The following is a 23,691-nucleotide window of genomic DNA, read 5'->3' as shown; positions in this document are numbered from 1 at the left end:
TCTCTGATCATCCGCGCGAACCGCACCGGAGGCACGCTGATGACCGTCGACCATCATCTGCAGGTCCGCGACCTGTCGGCAGGCTATGGCGACCGCGCCATCCTGCAGGGGCTGGACCTGGACCTGATGCCGGGGCGCATCACCGCCATCGTGGGCGCCAATGCCTGCGGGAAATCGACGTTGCTGCGGGTGATGTCGCGCCTGCTGCGGCCGGGGCGCGGGCAGGTCACGCTGGACGGCACCGCGATCCACCGCATGCCCACGCGCGCCCTGGCCCGGACCTTGGGCCTGCTGCCGCAATCGCCCATCGCGCCAGAAGGTATCACCGTGGCCGACCTGGTCAGCCGGGGCCGCCATCCGCATCACGGGCTGATATCGCGGTGGGGGCCGCGCGACGATCAGGCCGTGGCCGACGCGCTGCAGGCCACGCGCACGACCGATCTGGCCGACCGCGCCGTGGACGAGTTGTCGGGCGGTCAGCGCCAGCGCGTCTGGATCGCCATGGCGCTGGCGCAGCAGACCGACCTGCTGCTGCTGGACGAGCCGACGACCTTTCTGGACGTCGCCCACCAGATAGAGCTGCTGGACCTGCTGTGCGACCTGACGCCCGGCGCGGCATCACCATCGTGATGGTGCTGCACGACCTGAACCTGGCCGCGCGCTATGCCGACCGGCTGGTGGCCATGGCGGGGGGGCGCGTGCATGGGCAGGGGGCGCCCGAAGACGTGCTGACCCAGGATACGATTCAACAGGTCTTTGGCTTGGCCAGCCGGATCATCACCGACCCTGTGTCGGGGCGGCCGATGATGCTGCCGGTGGGCCGCCATCGGATCGCCCCTAATAACTGAGTGAAAGTGTCACCTTTCTGCAACGGGCGCATGCGATGCACCCGTTGCAGGCTTGCCTCACGAAAAGGTCAGGCCTAAGCCGACAGTAATCCGACAAATTACATAAGGCTTTCGCCATGACCCCGAAGAACGCCTGCCGCGACCGTGCGGCGCTGCTGTCCTGCTGTGCGGTGATCGCCCTGATGCCCGTCGCGGCCAGCGCGCAGGACGAGACGGCGACGCGCCTGTCGCCCGTCATCCGCCTGCCCGAGATCACGCTCTATGCCATCAGCGGCGACGACGACGCCAATTCCATCGTGGCGCGGGAACTGGCCGTGGGTGGCAAGGTGGCGACCAGCATCCTGGACACGCCCGCCTCCGTATCGGTCATCACCCAGGCCGAGATAGAGCGCCGCGATGCCCGCACGCTGGAGGATGTGCTGCAGTATTCCGCCGGCACGATCACCGATTACTACGGCACCGACGACCGCAACGATTATTTCCAGATCCGCGGGTTCGACGCCTCGACCTATCGCGACGGGATCACGCTTGGCGGCCTGCGCGGCATCCGCGAGGAGCCGCTGGCCTATGAACGGGTCGAGGTCATCCGCGGCGCAAACTCGACCCTGTTCGGGCCTGCCGATCCGGGCGGCTCGACCAACTTCGTGACCAAGCGCCCGCGCGCGGAACGGTTCTCCGAGGTGTTCGGCACGGTCGGGTCGGACAACCGCACGGAATACGGGTTCGATTTCGGCGACGTGCTGACCCCGGATGCGACCCTGTCCTGGCGCCTGACCGGCAAGCTGCAGGACAGCGACCGCGAATACGATTTTTCGCGCGATGACGAGACGTTCCTGATGGGCGGCCTGACCTGGCAGCCCAGTGACGTCACCTCGGTCAGCCTGATCGTCGATTATCTGGACCGCGACGCGACGCCCAACAGCGGCGGCTATCCCCGCGGCGGCAGCTATGACCGCAGCCTGTTCCTGGGAGAGCCGGACTTCAACTATCTCAACGTCGAACGCACGACCGTGAACGTGATCGCCGAACATGATTTCGGCGAAGGGCTGACCCTGCGGTCGAACCTGCGCCACAGCGACACGACCGACGATTACGGCTATGTCTATGTCTCGGGCGATGACGGGGTGTTTCCGGTCGGTCGCACCTATATCGCCAGCGCAGGCACGGCCGAGGAATGGGCTGGCGATGTCATCCTGCAATACGACCGCGATCTGGGGCGCATCGACAGCAGTACCCTCGTCGGTGTCGAGTATCGTTCGGTGACATCAACCGAGGACTCGGCCTTTGCCGGCGCCGATCCGATCGACCCCCGCGATCCGGACTATTCCGGTGCGCCGGAGATTCTATCGCCCTATGTTGGCCAGAACCGCGACAGCCGCACGCGCGCCGTGTTCGTGCAGCAGAACCTGTCGCTGGACGACCGCTTCATCGCGACGGTGGGCGCACGTCACGACCGGCTGAACCTGTCGGTGGACAACTGGTTGATGGGCACATCCGACAGTGACGACTATGCCGAAACCTCGGTCCGGGGGGCGCTGACCTGGAAGGTCACGCCGGAAATATCGGCCTATGCCAGCTATGCCGAATCCGTGGCGCCGCCCGATCTGGGCACTGAGCCCGAACGTGGCGACCAGTACGAGCTTGGAGTGAAGTACGAACCGACCGGCTTTGACGGTCTGCTCAGCGCCGCGATCTATGATCTGACCAAGACCAATGTCTCTGTCATGAACTTGGACACGGGCATTTCCGAACTGGTCGGAGAGACCCGTGTCAAGGGTGTGGACCTCGAGGCAAAGGCACAGCTGACGCCTGATATCAGCCTGATCGCATCCTATTCCTATGCTGACTCCAAGGTGCTTGGTTCGGATCCCCTGTCCGATCCGCTGCGCCCCGGAGAGACGATTGGGGTTACGGGCAATGCTGTCGGCACTGTCCCACGACATGCCGCCTCGGTCTGGATCGACTACACGTTGGCTGGTGCAGGATCACGAGGCGACATGACATTCGGATTGGGCGCCCGTTATGTCGGAACATACTTCTACGTGACGCAAAACAATACCGGTCGTTCCGACGCCACGATCCTGCTGGACGCCGCCTACAGCTATGACGTGACCGACAGGACCGAATTGGCACTGAACGTCCATAACCTGGCCGACGAACAGCACGTCGTCGGTCGGGGGTCCGCCGATTTCTACAACCCCGGTCGGTCTGTGTCCGCCACGCTGCGCCACCGCTGGTAGGGCGGGCACGCCCCTCGCGGTCCGGGGGGCGGCGCAGCAAAATGGGCGGCAAGGGGATCGTTCCCTGCCGCCCGTCGCCTGTCCGCGGTCGACCTTATTCGGCCAGCGCGGCTTCATAGCGCTCGGACACGGCGCCCCAGTTCACGACGTCCCACCAGCTTTCAAGATACTCGGCCCGGCGGTTGTTGTAGGTCAGGTAATAGGCGTGTTCCCACACGTCGTTGCCCAGCAGCGGCGTGCCCTGCGTCTCGGCCACGTCCATCAGGGGGTTGTCCTGGTTCGGTGTCGACGTGATCTCCAGCTGGTCCTGGTCATTCACGATCAGCCAGACCCAGCCCGATCCGAACTGGCCCGCGCCTGCCTCCTGAAAGGCGGTGCGGAACTCCTCCTGCGATCCGAAGACGGTGTCGATCGCCTCGGTCAGCGCGGGCGACATCTCTCCGACCTCATCTGCAGGGGCCATCGATTCCCAGAAGAACGTGTGGTTCCAGTGGCCGCCCGCATTGTTGCGGATCGCCGCCGGATAGGTGCCGGCATTGGCGACCAGCTCCTCGATCGCCAGGCCGGCGGGGGCGGCGCCCTCGGCGATGGCGGCGTTGAGGTTGGTCACATAGCTTTGGTGATGCTTGCCGTGGTGCAGGTCCATCGTCTCGGCGGTGATGACCGGGTCCAGCGCGTCGGCGGCATAGGGCAGGTCCGGCAGCGAGAACTCTCCCTCGGTCTGTGCAAGGGCCATGGCGGGGGTGGCGCAAAGGGCCATGATCGCAAGGGTCTGTTTCATCGGGTTCTCCTGTTGGTGTCGTGGCACAACCGCAGCATGCGCCCGATGTTCCCTGCCAACGCCGATGTCATGGATGCACACGGCTCCGTGATCGGCGCTTGTGGGTCGCCGCGTTTCGTCCCACGGTGGCGGCGACACCACGAAAGGGGCATCGGATGATCACCGGGGATGCGACAAGCCAGCTGGCCGCCCTGCGCGCGGGCACCATCGATGCGCAACACCTGATGGCGCTGACGCTGGACCGGATCGAGACCGCGAACCCGGCCATCAACGCCATCGTCGCCCTGCGCGACCGCGACACCCTGCTGGCCGAGGCGGCGCGCGCGCCCGCCGGTCCGCTGCAGGGGTTGCCGATGGCGGTCAAGGACCTGGCGGACACGGCGGGGATCACGACCACCTATGGATCGCCCGCGTTCCGCGACCACGTGCCGGTGGCCGACAGCCCGATGGTCGCGCGCCTGCGCCGGGCGGGGGCGGTGATCATCGGCAAGACCAACACGCCGGAATTCGGGCTGGGGTCGCACAGCTTCAACCCGGTCTATGGCGTCACGCGCAACCCCTATGACCTGTCGCGGTCGGCGGGCGGGTCCAGCGGCGGCGCGGGGGCGGCGCTGGCCGCGCGCATGGTGGCGCTGGCGGACGGGTCGGACATGATGGGGTCGCTGCGCAACCCGGCGGGCTGGAACAACGTCTTCGGGTTCCGCCCCAGCTATGGCCTGGTCGCGCCGTCGGGCCCCGGTGATCTGTTCCTGTCGCAATTGTCGACCGAAGGGCCGATGGCGCGGTCGATCCGCGATCTGGAGCTGTTGCTGGCGGTGCAGTCCGCGCATGACCCGATGCACCCGCATTCCAGCGGCCCCTATTGCCCCGCGCCGCCGGGCGGCAGGCTGCGCATCGGCTGGCTGGGCGATTGGGGCGGCGCCTACGCGATGGAACCGGGCGTCCTGGACCTATGCCAGGACGCCGTGCAGGTGCTGGCCGATCTGGGACATGACGTGATGCCCATGGCGCCGCCCTTTTCCGCCGCCGCCCTGTGGGAGGCGTGGACGACGCTGCGCAGCTGGACCATCGCGGGCAGCCTTGGTCCGCTGCTGCACAGCGCCCCCGATCAGGTCAAACCCGCCTGCGGTGGGAGATAGAGCGCGGGCTGGCCCTGTCCGCGGCCGACCTGCGGCGCGCCAGCGCGATCCGGTCGGACTGGTTCCGCCACACGGCAGGGATGGAGGTGGACATCCTGGCGCTTCCGTCGGCCCAGCTGTTTGCGTTCGACGCGGATTGGCACTGGCCGCAGGCCATCGCGGGGCGGCAGATGGACAGCTATCACCGCTGGATGGAGGTGGTGGTGCCCGCGTCGCTGACCGGGCTGCCGGCGCTGTGCGTGCCGGCGGGGTTCGGGCCGTCCGGCACGCCGATGGGGTTGCAGCTGATCGGCCATCGCGGGCGCGATGCCAGCGTGCTGAACCTGGGCCGCGCCTATGAGGGCGCGACATCCTGGATCGACCGCCAGCCCGCGCCTGACGGGTCAGTCCTGCGTCAGGCCGTCGAAATCGGCGTCCAGCCGGTCCAGCGCCGCATCGACATGGCCGCGCCGTGCCGCGATCCAGCCCGCATGGTTGTCCAGCCGCGCGCGTGCGGTGCCGATCATGCGGGTCATCTCGTCGGGTTGCGGGCCGCCCGATGTTGCGCGGGCAGCGATGATCGCGGCGGGGTCCAGGGTCTGGCGGAACTGTTCCTCGGTTAGGGGCATGTCGGCCGGGGCGTCGGTGCCCGCGACGGCCGCGGCATAGATGCGCTGCGCCTCGGCATAGGGAAAGTCCAGCGGTCCCAGCCCGTTCTGGCGTGCATGGGTCACAATCTCGGACGCGACATCGTGGCCTTCGCGAAAGGGCAGGCCGTGGTCGCGCATCAGCCGGTCGGCGATCTCCTGCGAGGCGGTCCAGTCGCTGTTCAGCTCCTCCAGCGCGCGATCCTGGTCGATGACCAGCGCCTTGAGCACCGCGTCCAGCCGCGACAGGGTGGCGATGCCCGCATCGACCATCGCGGCATTGTCGGCGACATCCTTGGGGTCGGGCATGCCGGGGGTGATGTTGTGCGTCTGCAGGATCGGCCCCATCGCCAGCGCGATCGCCTGCGACGCATCGCTGCGGGTGTTGTTCAACAGGCCGGGATTGCGCTTTTGCGGCATGGCCGAGGAGACATAGGTGTTCTCTCCGCCCTCCTCCAGCAGCATCCAGGGGCGGGTTTGGGCGTATTGGGTCATGATGTCCTCGACCAGATTGCCGCTGTGCAGCGCGACCGAGGTGACGATGCCCGCCACCTCGACCGGATGGTCCATCGACGAGATCTGCGACGCATCATAGGCGTTTTCCACCAGCGCCGGAAAGCCCAGATAGTCCGCCATGCGCTGCCGGTTCAGCGGCCAGCCGGTGCCGTTCAGGACCGTGGTGCCCATCGCGCTGCGGTCGATCCGGGCATGGGCCTCGCGGATGCGCTGCGCGTCGCGGTCCAGACCCGCGGCGTGGCCCAGCAGGTAATGCCCCAGGCTGTTGGGCTGGGCCGCGACCCCGTTGGTGTAATTCGGCACGATGGTGCCCGCATGGCGTTCAGCCAGATCGACCATCGTGGTCGTGGTCAGGTGCAGCTGGTCGGCCATTTCCAGCATCTTGTCGCGCAGCATCGCGGCGCGGAACGTGGCGTGCATGTCCTGGCTGGACCGCCCGGCATGCAGCAGCGTGACCGCCGGCCCGCCCGCATCGATCAGCAGCGGCTCGAAGCTGATGACGGTGCGGGGGCGTTCGCCGTCGGGCGCGTCGCCCGCGGTGATGACCTGCGTCAGGGCGTCGGCGATGCCGGGGGCCAGGTCGGGGTCCAGCAGCCCCTCCTGGCTGTTGATGACCAGGCTGGCCTTGTTCATCTGGCCCAGCCAGAAGAACTCGTCGCGCGGCGGCCCGTCCTGGGCGGCGGTGTCCTGGGCGGCGGCGGCCTGGGCGTGAAACAGCGTTCCCGCCAGCAGGATCGCGGCGATGCGGCGTGTCGGGTGACATGTCATGATGGTCTCCTCCCCGTGTTCAGGGGGTCAGGATAGGGCCTGCGGGTCACAGGCCAACCCCTGGCCCGCTGCGGCCTTCGCCGCTGGCGGATTGCAGCCTGTGCAAGTTGCCGCAGGGGTGTCCAAGCGTCCTTGCCAAGGGAAACCTATTCTGCAACCTTCCCAAAGCGCGGCCTTGGGGAGAGGGCCGCCTGTCATTCACGGAAACGATGAACCGGACCGCCGACCCGGCGGGTGGCCTGTCCACACGCCTGCGGTCCGACACGAGGGAGAGAGAAGACCATGGCTAGACTGTTGACATCGGTGGCGATCTTGGGCGCCACGGCCACCGCCGCGATGGCCCAGGTATCGGATGACGTCGTCAAGATCGGCATCCTGAACGACCAGTCGGGCGTCTATGCCGATTTCGGCGGCACCTATTCCTATCAGGCCGCCCTGATGGCGGTCGAGGATTTCGGCGGCACCGTGCTGGACATGCCGATCGAGGTCGTGACCGCCGACCACCAGAACAAGCCCGACGTGGCATCCAACATCGCGCGGCAATGGTACGACACCGAACAGGTCGACGCGATCATGGAGCTGACCACGTCGTCGGTGGCGCTGGCCGTGCAGGCGCTGTCCGCCGAGGCCGACAAGATCACCATGACCACCGGTGCCGCCACCACCGAACTGACCGGGGCGCAATGCACCGCCAACGGGTTCCACTGGGCCTATGACACCCATGCGCTGGCCGTCGGCACCGGCGGCGCGCTGGTCGAGCAGGGCGGCGACAGCTGGTTCTTCCTGACCGCGGATTACGCCTTCGGCTATTCGCTGGAGGAGCAGACTGGCGCCTATGTCACCGCCAATGGCGGCGAGGTGCTGGGATCGGTTCGCCATCCGCTGTCCAGCAACGACTTCTCGTCCTTCCTGCTGCAGGCGCAGGCGTCGGGCGCTAAGGTCATCGGCCTGGCCAATGCCGGTCTGGACACCCAGAACGCCATCAAGTCGGCGGCCGAATTCGGCATCGTTCAGGGCGGCCAGCGTCTGGCGGCGCTGCTGTTCACCCTGGCCGAGGTCCACGGTCTGGGCGCCGAGGCGGCACAGGGCCTGACCCTGACGGAATCCTTCTACTGGAACCGCACCGACGAGAGCCGTGAGTTCGCGCAGCGCTTCTTCGAGCGGACGCAGGCGATGCCGAACATGGTCCATGCCGGCACCTATTCCGCCGTCACCCAGTACCTGAAGGCCATCCAGGCCGCCGGAACGGACGCAACCGCCGCCGTGTCCGAACTGCTGCACACGCTGCCGGTCGATGACGTCTTCTCTCAGGGCGGCACGGTGGGTGCGAACGGACGCCTGATCACCGACGTCTATCTGCTGGAGGTCAAGGCGCCTGCCGACATCACTACGGACTGGGACTATTTCAACGTGCTGGCCACCATCCCCGGATCCGAGGCGTTCATCGACCCGGCCGAAAGCGGCTGCGCGCTGGTCGCGGCGAACTAGGGCGCGGACGGACCCATGACAGCAACGCCTGTGCAACAGGACCAGCCGCGGGTGGTGTTATCCGCCCGCGGCCTTGGCAAGGATTTCGCCGGCTTCACCGCCGTCAACAATGTCGATCTGGACGTCGAACATGGCCGCATCCATGCGCTGATCGGCCCGAACGGGGCGGGCAAGACCACCGTCTTCAACCTGCTGACCAAGTTCCTGACGCCCACCCGCGGGTCCATCACCCTGCTGGGCCAGGACATCACCGCCAAGAAGCCCGCCGAGGTGGCGCGGCTTGGGCTGGTGCGGTCGTTCCAGATCTCGGCCGTGTTCCCGCATCTGACGGTGCTGGAGAACCTGCGCGTCGCGCTGCAACGGCCCAACGGGCTGGCGACGCAGTTCTGGCGGTCGCTGTCGTCGTTGGACCGGCTGAACCCGCGCGCCGACGAACTGATCGCGCAGTTGGGCCTGACGGAGTATCGCGACACCCGCGCGATGGACCTGTCCTATGGCCGCAAGCGCGTGCTGGAGATCGCGACCACGCTGGCGCTGGACCCAAAGGTCCTGCTGCTGGACGAGCCGATGGCCGGCATGGGCCTGGAGGACGTGCGCACCGTCGCCGACATCATCCGCGACGTGGCCCGCGACCGGGCCGTCCTGATGGTCGAACACAACCTGTTGGTCGTGGCCGACATCTGCGACCGCGTCACCGTGCTGCAGCGCGGAGAGATCCTGGCCAGCGGCGATTACGCCACCGTGTCCACCGATCCCCGCGTGCGCACCGCCTATATGGGAACCGACGCATGAGCGCGCTTCTGAATGTCGCCGGGCTGAACGCCTGGTACGGCGAAAGCCACATCCTGCATGGCGTCGACCTGCACGTGAACGAAGGCGAGATGATCTGCATCCTGGGCCGCAACGGCATGGGCAAGACCACCACGCTGCGGTCGATCATGGGCATCCTGAGGAAACGCACGGGCACCATCACCTTCGCCGGCAGCGACATGATGACCATGCCGTTGCACAAGACCGCCCGCGCCGGTCTGGGCTTCGTCCCCGAGGAACGCGGCATCTTCGCCAGCCTGTCGGTGCAGGAGAACCTGATGCTGCCCCCGGTCGTGGCCAAGGGCGGCATGTCGGTCGACGAGATCTATGCCCTGTTCCCGAACCTGCACGAACGCAGGAACAGCCCCGGCACGAAACTGTCGGGCGGCGAACAGCAGATGCTGGCCATGGCCCGCATCCTGCGCACCGGCGCACGCTGCCTGCTGCTGGACGAGCCGACCGAGGGGCTGGCCCCCGTCATCATCCAGAACATCGGCACCGTGCTGGGCGAGTTGAAGAAACGCGGCATGACCGTGGTGTTGGTCGAACAGAACTTCCGGTTCGCCAGCAAGGTCGCCGACCGGTTCTATCTGATGGATCACGGACAGATGGTGGCCGAATTCCCGGTGGGCGATCTGCCCGCCAACATGGATATGCTCAATCGCGAACTGGGGGTCTGACATGACGATGATATTCGGCGTGCCGATGGCTGCCCTGATGGGGCAATTGCTGATCGGCCTGATCAATGGATCATTCTATGCGCTGCTGTCGCTTGGCCTTGCGGTGATCTTTGGCCTGCTGCGGGTGATCAACTTCGCGCATGGCGCGCAATACATGCTGGGCGCGTTCGTGGCCCTGCTGCTGCTGACCTGGACCGGCGTGAACTACTGGATCGCGCTGATCCTGGCGCCGCTGATCGTGGGTACGTTCGGTGCGCTGGTCGAACGCACCATGCTGTCGCGGCTGTACAAGCTGGACCACCTGTATGGTCTGCTGTTCACCTTCGGCCTGGCCCTGACGATCGAGGGGACGTTTCGGTATTTCTTCGGATCATCGGGTCAGCCCTATCCGACGCCGCCGGCGCTGGCGGGGGGCGTGAACCTGGGCTTCATGTTCCTGCCGATCTATCGGGGCTGGGTGATCGTGGCGTCGCTGGCGGTCTGCATCGCCGTGTGGCTGCTGATCGAGAAGACCAAGCTGGGATCATACCTGCGCGCGGCCACGGAAAACCCGGTGCTGGTGCAAAGCTTTGGCGTCAACGTGCCGCTGCTGCTGACGCTGACCTATGCGTTGGGCGCGTCGCTGGCGGCATTCGCGGGCGTGCTGGCTGCGCCCATCTATCAGGTGTCGCCGCTGATGGGCACGAACATCATCATCGTGGTGTTCGCCGTCGTCGTGGTCGGCGGCATGGGGTCCATCCTGGGCGCCATCGTCACCGGCTATCTGCTGGGCATCGCCGAGGGGCTGACCAAGGTCTTCTACCCCGAGGCGTCGAACACCGTGATCTTCGTCATCATGGCGATCGTGCTGATCCTGCGACCCGCGGGCCTGTTCGGAAAGGACGTGTAAGATGAGCCATTCCGACGCAACTGCCGCCCCCGCGCCTGCCGCCGTGCAGGGCGCCACCCGGATCAAGGCCGTGATCCTGCTGGCCATGCTGGGGTTCCTGCTGCTGGTGCCGATGTTCCTGTACCCGATCTTCCTGATGAAGATCCTGTGCTTTGCGCTGTTCGCGGCGGGGTTCAACCTGTTGCTGGGCTATACCGGCCTTCTGTCCTTCGGGCACGCGGCCTTCTTCGGGGGCGGGGCCTATTTCACCGCCCACGCGGTCAAGGTCTGGGGCCTGTCCCCGGAACTGGGCATCCTGGTCGGGGTGATCGGGGCCGCGGGACTGGGCCTGATCATGGGGCTGATCGCCATCCGTCGTCAGGGCATCTATTTCGCCATGATCACGCTGGCCCTGTCGCAGATGTTCTTCTTCTTCTGCCTGCAGGCGGCCTTCACGAACGGCGAGGACGGCATCCAGTCCGTCCCGCGCGGCATCTTTCTGGGCGTGCTGGACCTGTCGAACCAGATCAACATGTACTACTTCGTGCTGGGCGTGTTCCTGCTGGGCATTCTGGCGATCTGGCGGATCATCAATTCGCCCTTCGGGATGATCCTGAAAAGCATCCGCGAGAACGAGGCGCGGGCCACGTCGCTTGGCTATACCGTCGCGCGCTACAAGCTGGCGGCGTTCGTGATGTCGGCGGCGATCGCCGGTCTGGCGGGCAGCGTGAAAAGCCTGGTGTTCCAGTTCGCGACCCTGACCGACGTCGCATGGCAGATGTCCGGAGAGGTCATCCTGATGACCCTGCTGGGCGGCATCGGAACGCTGATCGGGCCGGTCATCGGGGCCGGGCTGGTGGTGACGCTGCAGAACTATCTGGCGACCTCGCCGCTGCCGGTGACAGTCATCACGGGGGTCGTGTTCATGGTCTGCGTGCTGCTGTTCCGGCGCGGTCTGGTGGGCGAGTTCTATGCCTCGCGGATCGGCCGCAGGCTGGGGTTCAAGTCCGACAGCTGATCCCGACCACGGCCCGTCCCGTCCGCGGGGCGGGCCCTTACAGGTGCAGCTGCTCTCCGGTGACGGCGGTCAGCCGTGCCGCGGCCTCGGCCACCGCCGCCCCGATGGCGGTCACCTGCCGCCCGCCGATCCGATGGGCCGGCGCATTGATCGACAGGCCGGCCACCGCCCGCCCCGACAGATCGACGATGGGCGCGGCCACGCAGCGCATCCCCGCCATCCGCCCCTGATCGTCAAAGGCAAAGCCCCGCCTGCGGATGCGCGCCAGATCGCGGCAAAGCCCCTCGGGCGCGGTCCTCGCATTGACCGCCAGCATCGCCCGGCCGATCCCCGACGCGTGCAGACACGCGCGCGTTCCGGGCGGAAAGGCCACGCGGATCGGCTGGTCGCTCTCGACCTGCGCCACGAACAGCACGCCGTCATCGCTGAGGATGCCCAGGTTGGCCGTCTCTCCGGTCCGCGCGACCAGGGCCTGCAGGATCGGGCGCGCCCGCGCGATCAGCCCAGATCGGCGCAGAAAGGCCGCGCCAAGGCGAAAGCTGGACGGCCCGACCGCCCAGCACTGCGTCGCATCACAGCGTTCGACCATGCCGCGCAGGGCCAGCGTCTGCAGGATGCGATGGGTGGCGGACGCGGGCAGACCGGTCCGCTGCGCGACCTCGCTCAGCGTCAGGCCCGGATGCAGCGACAGCAGATCCAGCATGTCCAGCGCGCGATCCAGCGCCTGCACCGTCAGGGGGCGGTCAGGACCATCGTTGCAGGGGCGGCCACGGCGGCGGGTCGGGTCGGCCATTGCGGTCTTTCCTTGTTCGCCGGGGCTGTGGGACCGCAGGCGTAGCATCCGAGTCGCACGTGATGGAAAATCCGTCCAGAAATATTATCTGATGCTGCGCGGTGCTCGACGGGCCGACCTGCGTCCTGCCAGACGCGGCCACCGAGAATTATGCAAGGCAATCAAAGCGCACCGGCGCAATCCCCCGAACCGGCCACGGCGATTATCAACTGCTGCTGTAAAGTCCTTGCCAGAGGGCCTAGTGCTGGAAGAGCGGGCGCAGTTCGCGGACCGCGTGGTCGGCGAACATGCGCACCTTGGGGTCCTGCAGGCGGCGATGCGGGGCCAGGCAGCCGAATTGCGCGGGCAGCGGGCGGTTTGCGGGCAGAACCTCGACCAGGCGACCATCGGTCAGGTCCTGCGTCACCTCGTACAGCGGGCGGTTGGCGATGCCGTGCCCGGCCAGCGCCCAATCGCGCAGCACGTCGCCGTCGTCGGTGTCGAACCGGCCCTGAACCATCATCTTGCGCGGTCCGTCCGACGTCTGCAGCGTCCAGTAATATTCCGGACTGCGCGGATAGCGCAGCAGCAGGCAGTTGTGCCCGGCCAGGTCGTCCGGCCGCAGCGGCGTGCCCGCAGCGTCCAGATAGGCCTGCGATGCGACCAGCACCCGCGGGCATTCCGCGATCTTGCGCCATTTCAGCGCGGAATCGGTGGGCTCTCCCAGAAAGAAGGCCAGGTCAATGGCATCCTCGACGATGTTGACGTTGCGGTCCGACAGGCGCAGGCGAATCTCGATCCCCGGATTTTCGGCGCAGAACGGAGGGATCAGCGGGGCCACCAGCCGCCGCCCCAGGCCCAAGGGCGCGGTCAGGCGGATCACGCCCTGCGGCTTGCCCGAAAAGCTGCCGATCAGGGCCTCGGCCTCGTCCAGGGTCTCGATCACGCGGCGGGCGTGGTCATAGAAGGCGCGGCCGATCTCCGTCGTGGTCAGCTTGCGGGTGGTGCGGTTCAGCAGGCGCAGGCCAAAGCGGTTCTCCAGGTCCTTGATCCGGTTCGACGCGACCGCCGGCGACAGGCGCAGGTCTCGCCCCCCCGCGGTGATCGAGCCCAGTTCGACCACGCGCACGAACACCCGCAAGCTTTCAAGATAGGACATCGCCTTGGCCCGCTTTCAATGGAACGTGTAAAGTCTTCTATGTCGCGGATGATTCCGCAACCGAAACCGTCGCGCTAGCGTGATCCGGGCGGCGACCCTCCCCGTGCGCGATGCGCATTGGGGGTGGCCGTCCCCGACCCGCCTGCTAAGCATTGCCCGTCCGCGTCGCCGACCCCCGGGTCGTTCCTGTGCGGCCGGGCACCCGGATAACAGCCAAGGAATTCCGATGCAGACCCTGACCCGACTCGACCTTGACGACGCCCGCATCCTGATGGCCGGTGCCGAGGCCCATGCCCGGACGATCGGCGTCCCGATGTGCATCGCCATCACCGACGAAGCCGGCCAGCTGATCGCGTTTCAGCGGATGGAGGGTGGCAAGGTCACCTCGACCACCATCGCCATCGACAAGGCGTTCACCGCGGCCGCGGCCAAGAAGGCGACCCACGAATACGGGACGTCCAGCCAGCCGGGCGCGCCGGCCTATGGCATCGCGTCGGCCATCGGCGGGCGTCTGATGGTGGTGGGCGGCGGCCTGCCGGTCCTGTGGGAGGGAGAGGTCGTGGGCGGCATCGGCGTGTCCTCGGGGACGCCGGCCCAGGACCAGGCGGTGGCCCAAGCCGGGATCGACGACTGGATCGCGCGTCAGGCGAAATGATCGCGGCTCCGCGCGCCCCCGTGACGGGCGCGCGGGTCTAGATCTGGACCTGGATCGCGATCCCGCGTTCGACCGCCAGATCGACGGCGGCCGATGCGACCGCCAGGTCCTGCAGGCCCACGCCCGTGCCGTCGAACAGGGTGATCTGATCGTCCGACACCCGGCCCGGACGATCCCCGTTGATGGCCGCGCCGATCTGCGTGATGTCGCCTTCCGCGATCAGGCCCTGTGCCACGGCGTGCTGCGCCTCTCCGATGGTGACGGATTGCGCGACCTCGTCGGTAAAGACCGAGGCCTTGGCCAGCAGGGCGGCCTCGACCTCCTGCTTGCCTTTCGTGTCGGTGCCCATGCAGGCCAGATGCGTGCCGGGCCGGACCTGCGCGGCCTGCAGGATCGGCGCGAAGGACGAGGTGATCGTGATGATCACGTCCGCCTGCGCGCCCAGCTGATCCAGGTCGACTGCCTGGAACGGGATGCCGCGTTCGCCGGCGACCTTGGCCAGCCGGTCCAGATCGGCGGGGTTCAGGTTCCATCCGACGACCTTGTCGAAGTCCCGCTGATCCAGCGCCGCGCGCAGCTGGAAGGTCGACTGATGCCCCGCCCCGATCATGCCCAGCACCCGCGCGTCAGGCCGCGCCAGATGCCGGATCGACACCGCCGATGCCGCAGCCGTCCGCAGCGCCGTCAACAGGTTGCCGCCAACCACGGCGCGGCACCGCCCTGTATCGGCGTCGAACAGGAAGATCGTCGATTGGTGGTTCGTCAGGCCCTTGTCGGCGTTCCGCGGCCAGAACCCGCCCGATTTCAGCCCAAGCGCCAGCGATTCCCGGTCGAACCCCGACTTGAACCCGTACAGCGCGTCGGCATGGCCGATCGCCTCGCGGATGACGGGAAAGTTGTATGCCGTGTCGCGCGCCATCGCGGCGAAGACCTGTTCGACCGCCGCAAAGCAGTCCTGGGCCGAAATCAGGTCCGCGATCAGATGTTCCGGGACGATCAGCAGGGGGGATTGCGTCTGCATCAATAGGCCTTTCCGCGGGCGGAGACGGGCCAGACAACCTCGACCTTGCCACCCCTGACGCCGACATACCAGTCGTGGACGTTGCAGGTCGGGTCGCAATGGCCGGGGATCAGGCGCAGCTTGTCGTTGACGGCCAGAACGCCGTTCGGGTCCTCGACCACGCCATGTTCGTCGGAACACTTGATGTATTTCACATCCGTGCGACCGTGGATGACGGGCAGACCGCTGTCCACCGATTGCGCCTTGAGGCCAGCATCGACCACGGCCAGATGCGGCTTGGCGTGGCTCATGACGCTGGTCAGGATGAACAGCGCGTTTTCCCATTCGCCCTGGTCGATGCGTATGCCGTCCCGGTCCAGGATGCGCCCGTAATCGGCGTCCATGAAGGCATAGCTGCCGCATTGCAGCTCGTTGAAGACGCCCGAATTCGACTCGAAGTAATAGGACCCCGTGCCCCCGCCCGACACCAGTTCGGGTTTCAGGCCGATTGCGGTCAGCGCCTCGACCGCCTTGCGGACCTGGGCGATGGCCGCGTCCAGCTTGGCCTTGCGGTCGTCAAAGCTGTCCATGTGCTGCATGGCGCCCTGATAGCCCTGGATACCGGTGAATTTCAGACCGGGCGCGGCGTCGATGGCCTGGGCGATTTGGACGACCGCATCGGTCGTCTTGACCCCGCAGCGGCCCGCGCCGCAGTCGATCTCGACAAAGCATTCCAGCGTGGTGCCGTGGCGCTGCGCACCCGCCGACAGTTCGGCCACGTTGGCGATGTCGTCGACACAGACGATGATCCGGCTGCCCCGCAGCGGCAGGCGGGCCAGGCGGTCGATCTTGGCCGGGTTCCGGACCTGGTTCGACACCAGCACGTCGCGGATGCCGCCGCGGACGAACACCTCGGCCTCGGACACCTTCTGGCAGCAGACGCCGACCGCGCCGCCCAAACGCTCCTGCAGCTTCAGCACATCGACCGACTTGTGCATCTTGCCATGCGCCCGGTGGCGCATGCCATGGGCGCGGGCGTAATCGCCCATCTTGCGGATGTTGCGTTCCAGCGCGTCCAGATCGAGGATCAGGCAGGGGGTCTGGATGTCGGCCTCGTCCATCCCCGGCAGGGCGGGAATGTCGTATCCGACCTCGAGGCCTGCGAATTCTGCATGGGCGTTCATTGGGCATCTCCGTTGGTCCAGGGCAGCCGGTCCAGATCGACATTGCCGCCCGTGATGATGACGCCGATGCGCTGGCCGGCAAAGACGTCGCGGTTCTTCAGGATGGCCGCCAGCGGCACCGCGCTGGAGGGTTCGGCCACGATCTTCAGCCGCTTCCAGATCAGCTGCATCGCGGCGATGATCTCGTCCTCGGACGCGGTCAGGATGTCGGTGACGTGGGTGCGGACGAAATGCCAGGTCATGTCCTTGAGCGGCACCTTGAGCCCGTCGGCCACCGTCACCGGCGCGTCGTCGGCGATGATGTGCCCCGCGCGAAAGCTGCGCGCCGCATCGTCGGCCTGTTCGGGTTCTGCGGCATAGATGCGCGTGGCGGGGGCCAGCGCCGACAGGGTCAGGCAGGTGCCCGACACCATGCCGCCGCCGCCGATGGGGGCGATGACCGCGTCCAGATCGGGGATCTGCTCCAGCATCTCGGCCGAACAGGTGGCCTGACCGGCGATCACCCGCGGGTCGTTGTAGGGGTGGACGAATTCGGCCCCCGTGTCCGCCACGACCTGCGCGAACACCGCCTCGCGCGAGGTGGTCGAGGGTTCGCATTCCACGACGCGGGCACCATAGCCCCGCACCGCGTCCTTTTTCGCCTGCGGTGCGGTGCGGGGCATGACGACGGTGCACGGAATGCCCCGGCGCCCCGCGGCATAGGACAGGCAGGTGCCGTGATTGCCGCTGGAATGGGTGGCGACGCCGCGCGCGGCCTGGGCGTCCGACAGGCCGAACACCGCGTTGCTGGCGCCGCGCGCCTTGAAGGCGCCGGCCTTCTGCAGGTTTTCGCATTTGAAGAACAGCTGTGCGCCGGTCAGGTCGTTCAGCATCCGGCTGGTCAGGACGGGGGTGACGTGGACATGCGGGCGGATACGGTCGCGCGCCGCCAGCATGTCGTCCAGGGTCGGGATCGTGTCCATCACGCCGCCTGCCTGCAGGCCTGGCCCGCGCTGTGCCGGTAATGCGCTTGGGCGGCGGCGACGCCGGAGCCCAAGGTGACGGGCAGGCCAAGATCGACCATCACCATTTCCGCCGTGGCCAGCCCCGACAGGGCCATCACGTCGGTCAGCATCCCCAGATGCCCGATGCGAAAAACCTTGCCCGCGACATCGCCCAAGCCCGTGCCGAAGGCCACGCCATAGGTATTCAGCGCATGGCTGACGATGCGGTTGGCATCGAACCCGTCCGGCGTGCGGATCGCGCTGACGCTGTCCGAGTACAGCGCCGGGCGTGCCGCACACAGGGTCAGGCCCCATGCGGTGACGGCCTGGCGGACGCCTTCGGCGATGCGGTGGTGACGGGCAAACACGTTCTCCAACCCTTCGTCCAGCAGCATGTCGGTGGCGACCTTCAGCCCGTTCAGCAGGCCGACCGGCGGGGTATAGGGAAACCCGTTGGCGGCATAGCCGCGCGCCATGTCGCGGACATCGAAGAAGGTGCGGGGCAGCCCGGCGCCATCCAGCGCCGCCATGGCTTTCGGCGAAAATCCAACGATCGCCAGGCCGGGGGGCAGCATGAAGCCCTTTTGCGACCCGGTGACGGCGACGTCTACGCCCCATTCGTCCATCCGGAAGTCATAGCAGGCGATCGAACTGACCCCGTCCACGAACAGCATCGCGGGATGGCCTGCCCGGTCCAGCGCGCGGCGGACGGCGGCGATGTCGGACCGGACGCCGGTCGCGGTCTCGTTATGGGTGGCCAGGACGGCCTTGATCCGATGCGCGGTGTCGGCGGTCAGGATCTCCTCGAACCGGTCGGTGGGGATGCCCTCGCCCCAGGGCTGGTCCACGACCTGAACGTCCAGCCGATGCCGCTGGCACATGTCGATCCAGCGGTGGCTGAACATCCCGTTGCGGGTGGCCAGCACCGCATCGCCCGCCGACAGGGTGTTGGTGATCGCCGTCTCCCACCCGCCGGTGCCGGTCGAGGGAAAGAAGAAGACCTGCGCCTGCGTCGATTTCAGGACCTTTTTGACCCCCTCCAGCGCAGGGTGCAGGATCTTGCCGAACATCGGGCTGCGATGGTCGATGGTGGGCATGTCGACGGCCTTGCGAAGCACCTCGGGGATGTTCGTCGGGCCGGGAATGAAGATCGGGTTCTGGGTGCTCACGGTCGGCTCCTCCTTGATGCGACAAGGTGTAGCACGGGCGGAGAAACCGGTAAATTTTTTTGAAATGGTTTTCCGCGATATGGATTTAATACAGGTTTCGCAGCGAAATTATGGCCGCGGTATTTTTTCATTGTTGGAAATCGGCTTTCATGAAAATAATTTTATGTGGCCGAACATAGGGAAGGGGTGATTCCGATGCAGCAACCTGTGCGCAAGCGGGGCCGTCCCAGGGGCGGCAAGGCCGATCAGCCCGCGGCCAGCATCCAGGCCCTGGACCGCGGGCTGGACGTGCTGGAAGCTTTGGCCGCGCATGAGGGGATCACCCTGACCGGGCTGTCGACGCATCTGGACCAGTCGCCCGCCACCATGCACCGCGTGCTGGCCACCCTGGAACACCGCCGCTATGTCGAGAACAATCCCGACCGGCAGGAGTGGTTCATCGGCCCCGAGGCATTCCGCCTTGGATCGGCCTTCCTGCGCCGCACCAACATCGCCGAACGCAGCAGGGCGGTGATGCGCGACCTGATGGCCCAGGCCGGAGAGACGGCCAACCTGGGGATCGAACGCGACGGCGACGTGCTGTTCGTCAGCCAGGTCGAGACGCACCAGACGATCCGCGCGTTCTTCCCACCCGGCACCCGGTCGCCGCTGCACGCGTCGGGCATCGGCAAGGCGCTGCTGGCGGCGTTCGATCCGACGCGGCTGGCGGTGGTCATGCGCGTTGCGCCCTTCACGCGGTTCACCGACAAGACCATCGCCGATGCCGACGCGCTGCACGCCGAGATCGCCCTGATCCGCCGCCGCGGCTTTGCCGTCGACGACGAGGAGCGCACCTTGGGCATGCGCTGCGTCGCGGCCTCCATCGTGAACAGCTATGGCGAGGCCGTGGCGGGGGTGTCGGTGTCGGGGCCCACCAACCGCATGACCGATGCGGCGGTCGATCGCATCGGCGGCATGGTCGCCACGGCGGCGGCGCAGATCTCGGCCAATCTGGGGTCGGGGCAGGGCGGTCCGGGTGGCCGAATCCCGTTGACACCCTGAGGGGCTCTGCGCCACAAGGGCGCCGCTACGGTTCCGGCATACGCGCCGGATCAAAAGGGAACGCCGGTGCCAATCCGGGGCTGCCCCCGCAACTGTAAGCGGAGAGCGATGGTCGATCACGCCACTGGAGCGATCCGGGAAGGCCGACCAGAGCATCGACCCGCAAGCCAGGAGACCTGCCGCAGCACTCACCCATTTCCGGCGCGGGGCGTGCCAGGAAAGCGGCTGATCCGCAGTGGTGACAGTCACCGTCCTGCCGCGACCCATCGGGCCCGCGTGCCGGACATTTCTGTTTGCCGCAGGCCGTGCCTGCCCTGAAAGGTCCGTGCCGATGCGCCGTCCGATCTGTCTTCTGGCGATGCTCGCCACCCTTCCCGTAACCGCCGCCGCGCAGGATGGCTCGCCCGGCGAACCCATCCTGCTGGACGGGATCGTGCTGACCGCGGGGATCACGCCCGTGGCCCAAGATGGCTATGCCCGTGCCCACACCGTCCTGACCGCGACCGAGATCGAGATCGTGGCATCACCACCGTCCAGGACGCCCTGCGCGCGCTGCCCGGCGTGTCGGTCAGCGGCAGCGGCGCCAGCGCGGCGCAGGTTCGCATCCGCGGGGCCGAGGCGAACCACACCCTGATCCTGATCGACGGGATCGAGGCTGCGGGTGGTGCCGACGAATACGTCCTGACCGGGCTGGAGACCGCCGACATCGAACGGATCGAGGTGCTGCGCGGGCCGCAATCGGTCTTTTACGGATCGAACGCGTCGGCGGGCGTGATCAACATCATCACCCGCGATGCGCCCCCGGGCCTGTCCTATGGCGGCGCGGTCGAGGTTGGGAATGGCGGCGCGGCCTCGGTCCATGTCAGCCGTCGCGGGGAACGGGGCGGGCTGCGGCTGTCGCTGTCGGCGCGCGACGATCTGGGCTATGACCAGTCGGGCGATGGCGGCGGCAAGGACGGGATCAACCGCAAGACCGCCGTCCTGTCCGGCGACATCCTGGCCACCGACGATCTGCGCCTTGGGGTGGTGCTGCGCCAGTCCGACGAAGACTATGGCTTCGACGCCGAGAATTTTGCCGCGACCGATGCCGACAGCTATCTGGTCGACGCCGACCTGTATGGCCGCCGCGAGGAGTTCCAGGGTGGGGTCTGGGCGGAATACACCGCGCTTGACGGCCGGCTGGTCCATCGCCTGGACTATCAGCACAGCATCACCAAGCAGAACCAGGACAACAGCCCGATCTCGCGCGGTCAGACCGAAAAGCTGAAATATCGCGCAAGCCTGGGGTTGGACGGGTCGGCCGCGGATGCCTCGCATCTGCTGAACCTGCTGGCGGAACACCAGCGCGACCGCAACTCGACCGCGCCGGGGTTGGAGCGTGAGATGTCGTCGGTCGCCTTGGAATACCGGGCGATGCTGGCCAGCGGGCTGGACGTCCAGGCCGGCCTGCGCCACGACGCGAACAAGGTCTTTGCCGATTTCACCAGCTGGAACCTGGGCCTGTCCTGGCAGATGCCGGACCGTCCGTTCCGCCTGCACGCATCCGCCGGGACTGGGCTGGTGAACCCGTCCTATTTCGAGCTGTATGCCGATGCGGATTTCTTCGGCACGGTCTATCGAGGCAATCCCGGCCTGCGCCCGGAAAAGAACAGCGGTTTCGATCTGGGGGTCGAGGCGCAGCTGCCGGGCGGTCGCGGCACCGTCGACGTGACCTATTTCAACGAGACGCTGGAGGACGAGATCACCGACTATCTGGTGGGCGTCGAGGACGGGGTCGCGTTCTATTCCTATCGCAACCAGTCGGGCAAAAGCCCCCGCCACGGGGTCGAGGTCGCGGCCCGCATCCTGGCGACCGACGATCTGACCTTGGGCGCCAGCTATACCTATCTGGACGCGGAAAACCCCGATGGCAGCGTCAAGACCCGCCGCCCCCGGCACGAGGCCGGCCTGACCGCGACGCTGGCGGTTCTGGACGGGCGCGGGTCCGTCACGGGCGATCTGCGCCACGTGGCGGGCACCTTCGACACCCAGTTCTGGGGCGGGTTCGAGACGCGCGAGCTGCCGTCCTATACCGTGGTTAACCTTGCCGCGGGCTATGACTTGACGCCGAACGTGCGTGCCACGGCGCGGGTGGTGAACCTGTTCGACCGCGACTATTTCGATGTCTGGGGCTATGCGAACCAAGGGCGGACCGGCACCATCGGCCTGCAGGCGCGCTGGTGATCCGCTGGCTGATCGGGCTGGCGCTGATCGCCGCCCCCGCATGGGCCGACGCGCCCGCGCGGGTGGTGTCGATCAACCTGTGCACCGATCAGCTGGCCATGCTGGTGGCCGCGCCCGGACAGCTGGCCTCGGTCAGCTATCTGGCGCAGGACCCGGTGTCCTCGGCCATGGCCCCGGAGGCCGAGGCCTTTCGCACCAATCGGGGCCAGGCCGAGGATATCCTGGCCCTGCAGCCCGATCTGGTCCTGGCGGGGACCTATTCCTCTCCGGCGACGCTGAACATGCTGGACAGGCTGGGCCTGCGGGTCGCCACCTTCGACATGGGCGCGGATCTGGACAGCATTCGCGCCAACCTGCGCCGGATGGGCGACGTGCTGGGCCAACGTGACCGCGCCGACCGGATCGTGGCGCAGTTCGACCGCGACCTGGCGGCGCTGCAGGCGAACCCGCGCCCCGAACGCCGCGCGGCGCTGTATGGTGCGAACGGCTACAGCTCGGGTCAGGACAGCTTGGCCGGGGCGATCCTGGCGGCGGCGGGCCTGACGAACGTGGCGGCCGATCTGGGCCTGCCGCAGGGCGGTTTCGTCCCGCTGGAGGATCTGGTGATGGCGGACCCCGACCTGATCGTGACCGGCCAACGCCAGCCCCGCGCATCGCGCGCCGAGGAGGTGATGGACCATCCCGTCCTGCGCGCCATCACGCCGGGGCGGCAGGTGGTGACCACGCCCGACCGGGACTGGGCCTGCGGCACGCCCCATGTCCTGCGCGCCGTGGCGCAGCTTCGGCAGGCCGCGCCATGAGGCTGACGGCCGCGCTTGGCGCGCTGGTGGGCGTGCTGTTCGTGACATCCTTGCTGATCGGGTCAACCTGGCAACCGCCCAGGCCCGCGCTGGCGGCGCTGTTCGGGCGGGGCGATCCGCTGTTGGTGCTGGTCATGCAGGAACTGCGCCTGCCCCGCGCCATCCTGGGCGCGGCGGTGGGCGCATCGCTTGGGCTGGCGGGGGCTGCGATGCAGGGGTTCCTGCGCAATCCGCTGGCGGAACCCGGCCTGATCGGCACGTCGGGCACCGCGGCGCTTGGGGCGGTGCTGGCGATCCAGACCGGGCTTGCCGCGCCTTCCCCTTGGGCCTGCCGCTGGCGGCGCTGTCGGGTGCGGCGCTGTCGGTCGGGCTGGTCATGGGGCTGGCGGGGCCGCGCGGCGGCGCGCTGGCGCTGATCCTGGCGGGGATCGCGATATCGGCCTGGCGGGGGCCGCGACGTCGCTGGTCCTGAACCTGTCGCCCAACCCCTTTGCCGCGAACGAGATTGTCTTCTGGATGATGGGGTCGCTGGTCGACCGCTCCATGCTGCATGTCCGCATCGCGGTGCCGGTGATGATCGCCGGGGCGCTGATCCTGTGGCCCGCGGCCCGCGCTGCGCGCCCTCAGCCTGGGAGAGGACGCCGCCGCCAGCATGGGCGTCAGCCTGCGCGCGCTGCGGCTGCGGCTGGTGCTGGGCACGGCGGCGCTGGTCGGCGGGGCCACGGCGGTGGCGGGAACCGTTGGGTTCGTGGGGCTGGTCGTGCCGCATCTGCTCCGCCGTGCGGTGGGCGGCGATCCGGGGCGGCTGGCTGGGGGCATCGGCGCTTGGCGGGGCGGCGATGGTGCTGGCGGCCGACATCGCGGTGCGGGTCATCCTGCCGGGGCGCGATCTCAAGCTGGGCGTGCTGACCGCGCTGATCGGC

At 67.5% G+C, this 23,691-nt stretch carries 20 protein-coding genes, 3 pseudogenes and 1 riboswitch; of the genes and pseudogenes, 15 read left to right on the top strand and 8 right to left on the bottom strand.

Annotated elements, in window-relative coordinates; genetic code table 11:
• The first annotated feature begins 39 nt into the window (after positions 1 to 39).
• Both TY51_RS16770 and TY51_RS16765 read left to right on the top strand, forming a co-directional pair.
• Positions 40 to 848 (top strand): annotated as a pseudogene (locus TY51_RS16770) (ABC transporter ATP-binding protein).
• Between the two features lie 116 nt (positions 849 to 964).
• Positions 965 to 3,088, top strand: a complete 2,124-nt coding sequence (locus tag TY51_RS16765) for a TonB-dependent siderophore receptor (protein ID WP_042251635.1) — start codon at positions 965 to 967, stop codon at positions 3,086 to 3,088.
• A gap of 94 nt (positions 3,089 to 3,182) precedes the next feature.
• On the opposite strand, the gene TY51_RS16760 is transcribed toward TY51_RS16765, so the two are convergent.
• The gene (locus tag TY51_RS16760) at positions 3,183 to 3,848 is read right to left on the bottom strand and encodes a superoxide dismutase (RefSeq protein WP_373960727.1); all 666 of its coding nucleotides are present in this window, start codon (positions 3,846 to 3,848) and stop codon (positions 3,183 to 3,185) included.
• A 176-nt stretch (positions 3,849 to 4,024) separates the two neighbouring features.
• Here TY51_RS16760 and TY51_RS16755 point away from each other — a divergent pair, with 176 nt between their 5' ends.
• Both TY51_RS16755 and TY51_RS24410 read left to right on the top strand, forming a co-directional pair.
• The gene (locus TY51_RS16755) at positions 4,025 to 5,008 is read left to right on the top strand and encodes an amidase family protein (RefSeq protein WP_197054815.1); all 984 of its coding nucleotides are present in this window, start codon (positions 4,025 to 4,027) and stop codon (positions 5,006 to 5,008) included.
• Positions 4,903 to 5,268: pseudogene (locus TY51_RS24410) on the top strand (amidase); the annotation flags it as partial. The gene TY51_RS16755 and the pseudogene TY51_RS24410, both read left to right, overlap by 106 nt.
• A 123-nt stretch (positions 5,269 to 5,391) precedes the next feature.
• Here TY51_RS24410 and TY51_RS16750 read toward each other — a convergent pair.
• A complete protein-coding gene (locus tag TY51_RS16750; protein ID WP_052650378.1) occupies positions 5,392 to 6,918 on the bottom strand; it encodes a lyase family protein in 1,527 nt (508 codons plus the stop codon).
• 282 nt (positions 6,919 to 7,200) lie between these two features.
• Here TY51_RS16750 and TY51_RS16745 point away from each other — a divergent pair, with 282 nt between their 5' ends.
• The 5 genes from TY51_RS16745 to TY51_RS16725 are packed head-to-tail and all read left to right on the top strand — an operon-like array spanning position 7,201 to position 11,782.
• The gene (locus TY51_RS16745) at positions 7,201 to 8,406 is read left to right on the top strand and encodes an ABC transporter substrate-binding protein (RefSeq protein WP_042251629.1); all 1,206 of its coding nucleotides are present in this window, start codon (positions 7,201 to 7,203) and stop codon (positions 8,404 to 8,406) included.
• A gap of 15 nt (positions 8,407 to 8,421) precedes the next feature.
• On the top strand, positions 8,422 to 9,198 hold the full coding sequence (locus TY51_RS16740) for an ABC transporter ATP-binding protein (protein ID WP_042251626.1): 777 nt from the start codon (positions 8,422 to 8,424) through the stop codon (positions 9,196 to 9,198).
• Positions 9,195 to 9,896, top strand: coding sequence for an ABC transporter ATP-binding protein (locus TY51_RS16735; protein ID WP_042251622.1), 702 nt, complete (start codon positions 9,195 to 9,197; stop codon positions 9,894 to 9,896). The genes TY51_RS16740 and TY51_RS16735 overlap by 4 nt, the downstream gene beginning before the upstream one ends.
• A 1-nt stretch (position 9,897) precedes the next feature.
• Positions 9,898 to 10,785 carry a branched-chain amino acid ABC transporter permease gene (locus tag TY51_RS16730; RefSeq protein ID WP_042251618.1) on the top strand — a complete coding sequence of 296 codons (888 nt, stop codon included), beginning with the start codon at positions 9,898 to 9,900 and terminating at the stop codon, positions 10,783 to 10,785.
• Position 10,786: 1 nt separating this feature from the next.
• Positions 10,787 to 11,782: a branched-chain amino acid ABC transporter permease gene (locus TY51_RS16725; RefSeq protein WP_042251616.1), complete on the top strand. Its 996-nt coding sequence runs from the start codon at positions 10,787 to 10,789 to the stop codon at positions 11,780 to 11,782.
• 37 nt (positions 11,783 to 11,819) lie between these two features.
• On the opposite strand, the gene TY51_RS16720 is transcribed toward TY51_RS16725, so the two are convergent.
• Together TY51_RS16720 and TY51_RS16715 are read right to left on the bottom strand one after the other, a co-directional pair.
• The gene (locus tag TY51_RS16720) at positions 11,820 to 12,575 is read right to left on the bottom strand and encodes an IclR family transcriptional regulator (RefSeq protein WP_042251612.1); all 756 of its coding nucleotides are present in this window, start codon (positions 12,573 to 12,575) and stop codon (positions 11,820 to 11,822) included.
• A gap of 238 nt (positions 12,576 to 12,813) precedes the next feature.
• Positions 12,814 to 13,713 (bottom strand): LysR family transcriptional regulator, encoded by a 900-nt coding sequence (locus TY51_RS16715; protein ID WP_042251609.1) that lies wholly within the window; start codon positions 13,711 to 13,713, stop codon positions 12,814 to 12,816.
• Between the two features lie 226 nt (positions 13,714 to 13,939).
• On the opposite strand from TY51_RS16715, the gene TY51_RS16710 reads away from it, so the two are divergent.
• Complete coding sequence (locus tag TY51_RS16710; protein ID WP_042251606.1) at positions 13,940 to 14,368, top strand: heme-binding protein; 429 nt, start codon at positions 13,940 to 13,942, stop codon at positions 14,366 to 14,368.
• Between the two features lie 37 nt (positions 14,369 to 14,405).
• Here TY51_RS16710 and bhcD read toward each other — a convergent pair whose 3' ends face one another.
• The 4 genes from bhcD to bhcA are packed head-to-tail and all read right to left on the bottom strand — an operon-like array spanning position 14,406 to position 18,704.
• Positions 14,406 to 15,371, bottom strand: a complete 966-nt coding sequence (gene bhcD / locus TY51_RS16705; protein WP_042251638.1) for an iminosuccinate reductase BhcD — start codon at positions 15,369 to 15,371, stop codon at positions 14,406 to 14,408.
• Between the two features lie 17 nt (positions 15,372 to 15,388).
• On the bottom strand, positions 15,389 to 16,552 hold the full coding sequence (gene bhcC, locus TY51_RS16700; RefSeq protein ID WP_042251603.1) for a 3-hydroxy-D-aspartate aldolase BhcC: 1,164 nt from the start codon (positions 16,550 to 16,552) through the stop codon (positions 15,389 to 15,391).
• Positions 16,549 to 17,514, bottom strand: a complete 966-nt coding sequence (gene bhcB, locus TY51_RS16695; protein ID WP_042251600.1) for a beta-hydroxyaspartate dehydratase BhcB — start codon at positions 17,512 to 17,514, stop codon at positions 16,549 to 16,551. The genes bhcC and bhcB overlap by 4 nt, the downstream gene beginning before the upstream one ends.
• Positions 17,514 to 18,704 (bottom strand): L-aspartate--glyoxylate aminotransferase BhcA, encoded by a 1,191-nt coding sequence (gene bhcA / locus TY51_RS16690; RefSeq protein ID WP_042251598.1) that lies wholly within the window; start codon positions 18,702 to 18,704, stop codon positions 17,514 to 17,516. The genes bhcB and bhcA overlap by 1 nt, the downstream gene beginning before the upstream one ends.
• A gap of 195 nt (positions 18,705 to 18,899) precedes the next feature.
• Between bhcA and bhcR the strand changes: the two genes are divergently transcribed.
• The 5 genes and pseudogenes from bhcR to TY51_RS16670 all read left to right on the top strand — a co-directional run.
• Positions 18,900 to 19,745, top strand: coding sequence for an HTH-type transcriptional regulator BhcR (gene bhcR, locus TY51_RS16685; RefSeq protein ID WP_042251595.1), 846 nt, complete (start codon positions 18,900 to 18,902; stop codon positions 19,743 to 19,745).
• Positions 19,746 to 19,756: 11 nt separating this feature from the next.
• A riboswitch (cobalamin riboswitch) is annotated at positions 19,757 to 19,944 on the top strand.
• Between the two features lie 132 nt (positions 19,945 to 20,076).
• Complete coding sequence (locus TY51_RS22855) at positions 20,077 to 20,379, top strand: hypothetical protein (RefSeq protein WP_197054813.1); 303 nt, start codon at positions 20,077 to 20,079, stop codon at positions 20,377 to 20,379.
• Complete coding sequence (locus tag TY51_RS16680) at positions 20,268 to 21,968, top strand: TonB-dependent siderophore receptor (RefSeq protein WP_307537747.1); 1,701 nt, start codon at positions 20,268 to 20,270, stop codon at positions 21,966 to 21,968. Before TY51_RS22855 ends, TY51_RS16680 begins: the two co-directional genes overlap by 112 nt.
• Positions 21,965 to 22,768, top strand: a complete 804-nt coding sequence (locus TY51_RS16675) for an ABC transporter substrate-binding protein (RefSeq protein ID WP_231559113.1) — start codon at positions 21,965 to 21,967, stop codon at positions 22,766 to 22,768. The genes TY51_RS16680 and TY51_RS16675 overlap by 4 nt, the downstream gene beginning before the upstream one ends.
• Positions 22,765 to 23,691 (top strand): annotated as a pseudogene (locus TY51_RS16670) (FecCD family ABC transporter permease); the annotation flags it as partial. The gene TY51_RS16675 and the pseudogene TY51_RS16670, both read left to right, overlap by 4 nt.

It is taken from the genome of Paracoccus sp. PAMC 22219, from assembly GCF_000787695.1.
Classification (GTDB): domain Bacteria; phylum Pseudomonadota; class Alphaproteobacteria; order Rhodobacterales; family Rhodobacteraceae; genus Paracoccus.
This window is presented reverse-complemented; position numbering and strand designations above follow the sequence as displayed.

Excerpts from the sequence above, each read along its gene's own strand:
- TY51_RS16710 (WP_042251606.1), top strand. The coding sequence starts at position 13,940 with ATGCAGACCCTGACCCGACTCGACCTTGACGACGCCCGCATCCTGATG.
- TY51_RS22855 (WP_197054813.1), top strand. The coding sequence starts at position 20,077 with ATGCGCCGTCCGATCTGTCTTCTGGCGATGCTCGCCACCCTTCCCGTA.
- bhcB (WP_042251600.1), bottom strand. The coding sequence starts at position 17,514 with ATGGACACGATCCCGACCCTGGACGACATGCTGGCGGCGCGCGACCGT.
- TY51_RS16735 (WP_042251622.1), top strand. The coding sequence starts at position 9,195 with ATGAGCGCGCTTCTGAATGTCGCCGGGCTGAACGCCTGGTACGGCGAA.
- TY51_RS16760 (WP_373960727.1), bottom strand. The coding sequence starts at position 3,848 with ATGGCCCTTTGCGCCACCCCCGCCATGGCCCTTGCACAGACCGAGGGA.
- TY51_RS16740 (WP_042251626.1), top strand. The coding sequence starts at position 8,422 with ATGACAGCAACGCCTGTGCAACAGGACCAGCCGCGGGTGGTGTTATCC.
- TY51_RS16720 (WP_042251612.1), bottom strand. The coding sequence starts at position 12,575 with ATGGCCGACCCGACCCGCCGCCGTGGCCGCCCCTGCAACGATGGTCCT.
- bhcC (WP_042251603.1), bottom strand. The coding sequence starts at position 16,552 with ATGAACGCCCATGCAGAATTCGCAGGCCTCGAGGTCGGATACGACATT.
- TY51_RS16715 (WP_042251609.1), bottom strand. The coding sequence starts at position 13,713 with ATGTCCTATCTTGAAAGCTTGCGGGTGTTCGTGCGCGTGGTCGAACTG.
- TY51_RS16745 (WP_042251629.1), top strand. The coding sequence starts at position 7,201 with ATGGCTAGACTGTTGACATCGGTGGCGATCTTGGGCGCCACGGCCACC.
- TY51_RS16750 (WP_052650378.1), bottom strand. The coding sequence starts at position 6,918 with ATGACATGTCACCCGACACGCCGCATCGCCGCGATCCTGCTGGCGGGA.
- TY51_RS16765 (WP_042251635.1), top strand. The coding sequence starts at position 965 with ATGACCCCGAAGAACGCCTGCCGCGACCGTGCGGCGCTGCTGTCCTGC.
- bhcR (WP_042251595.1), top strand. The coding sequence starts at position 18,900 with ATGCAGCAACCTGTGCGCAAGCGGGGCCGTCCCAGGGGCGGCAAGGCC.
- TY51_RS16730 (WP_042251618.1), top strand. The coding sequence starts at position 9,898 with ATGACGATGATATTCGGCGTGCCGATGGCTGCCCTGATGGGGCAATTG.
- TY51_RS16725 (WP_042251616.1), top strand. The coding sequence starts at position 10,787 with ATGAGCCATTCCGACGCAACTGCCGCCCCCGCGCCTGCCGCCGTGCAG.
- TY51_RS16755 (WP_197054815.1), top strand. The coding sequence starts at position 4,025 with ATGATCACCGGGGATGCGACAAGCCAGCTGGCCGCCCTGCGCGCGGGC.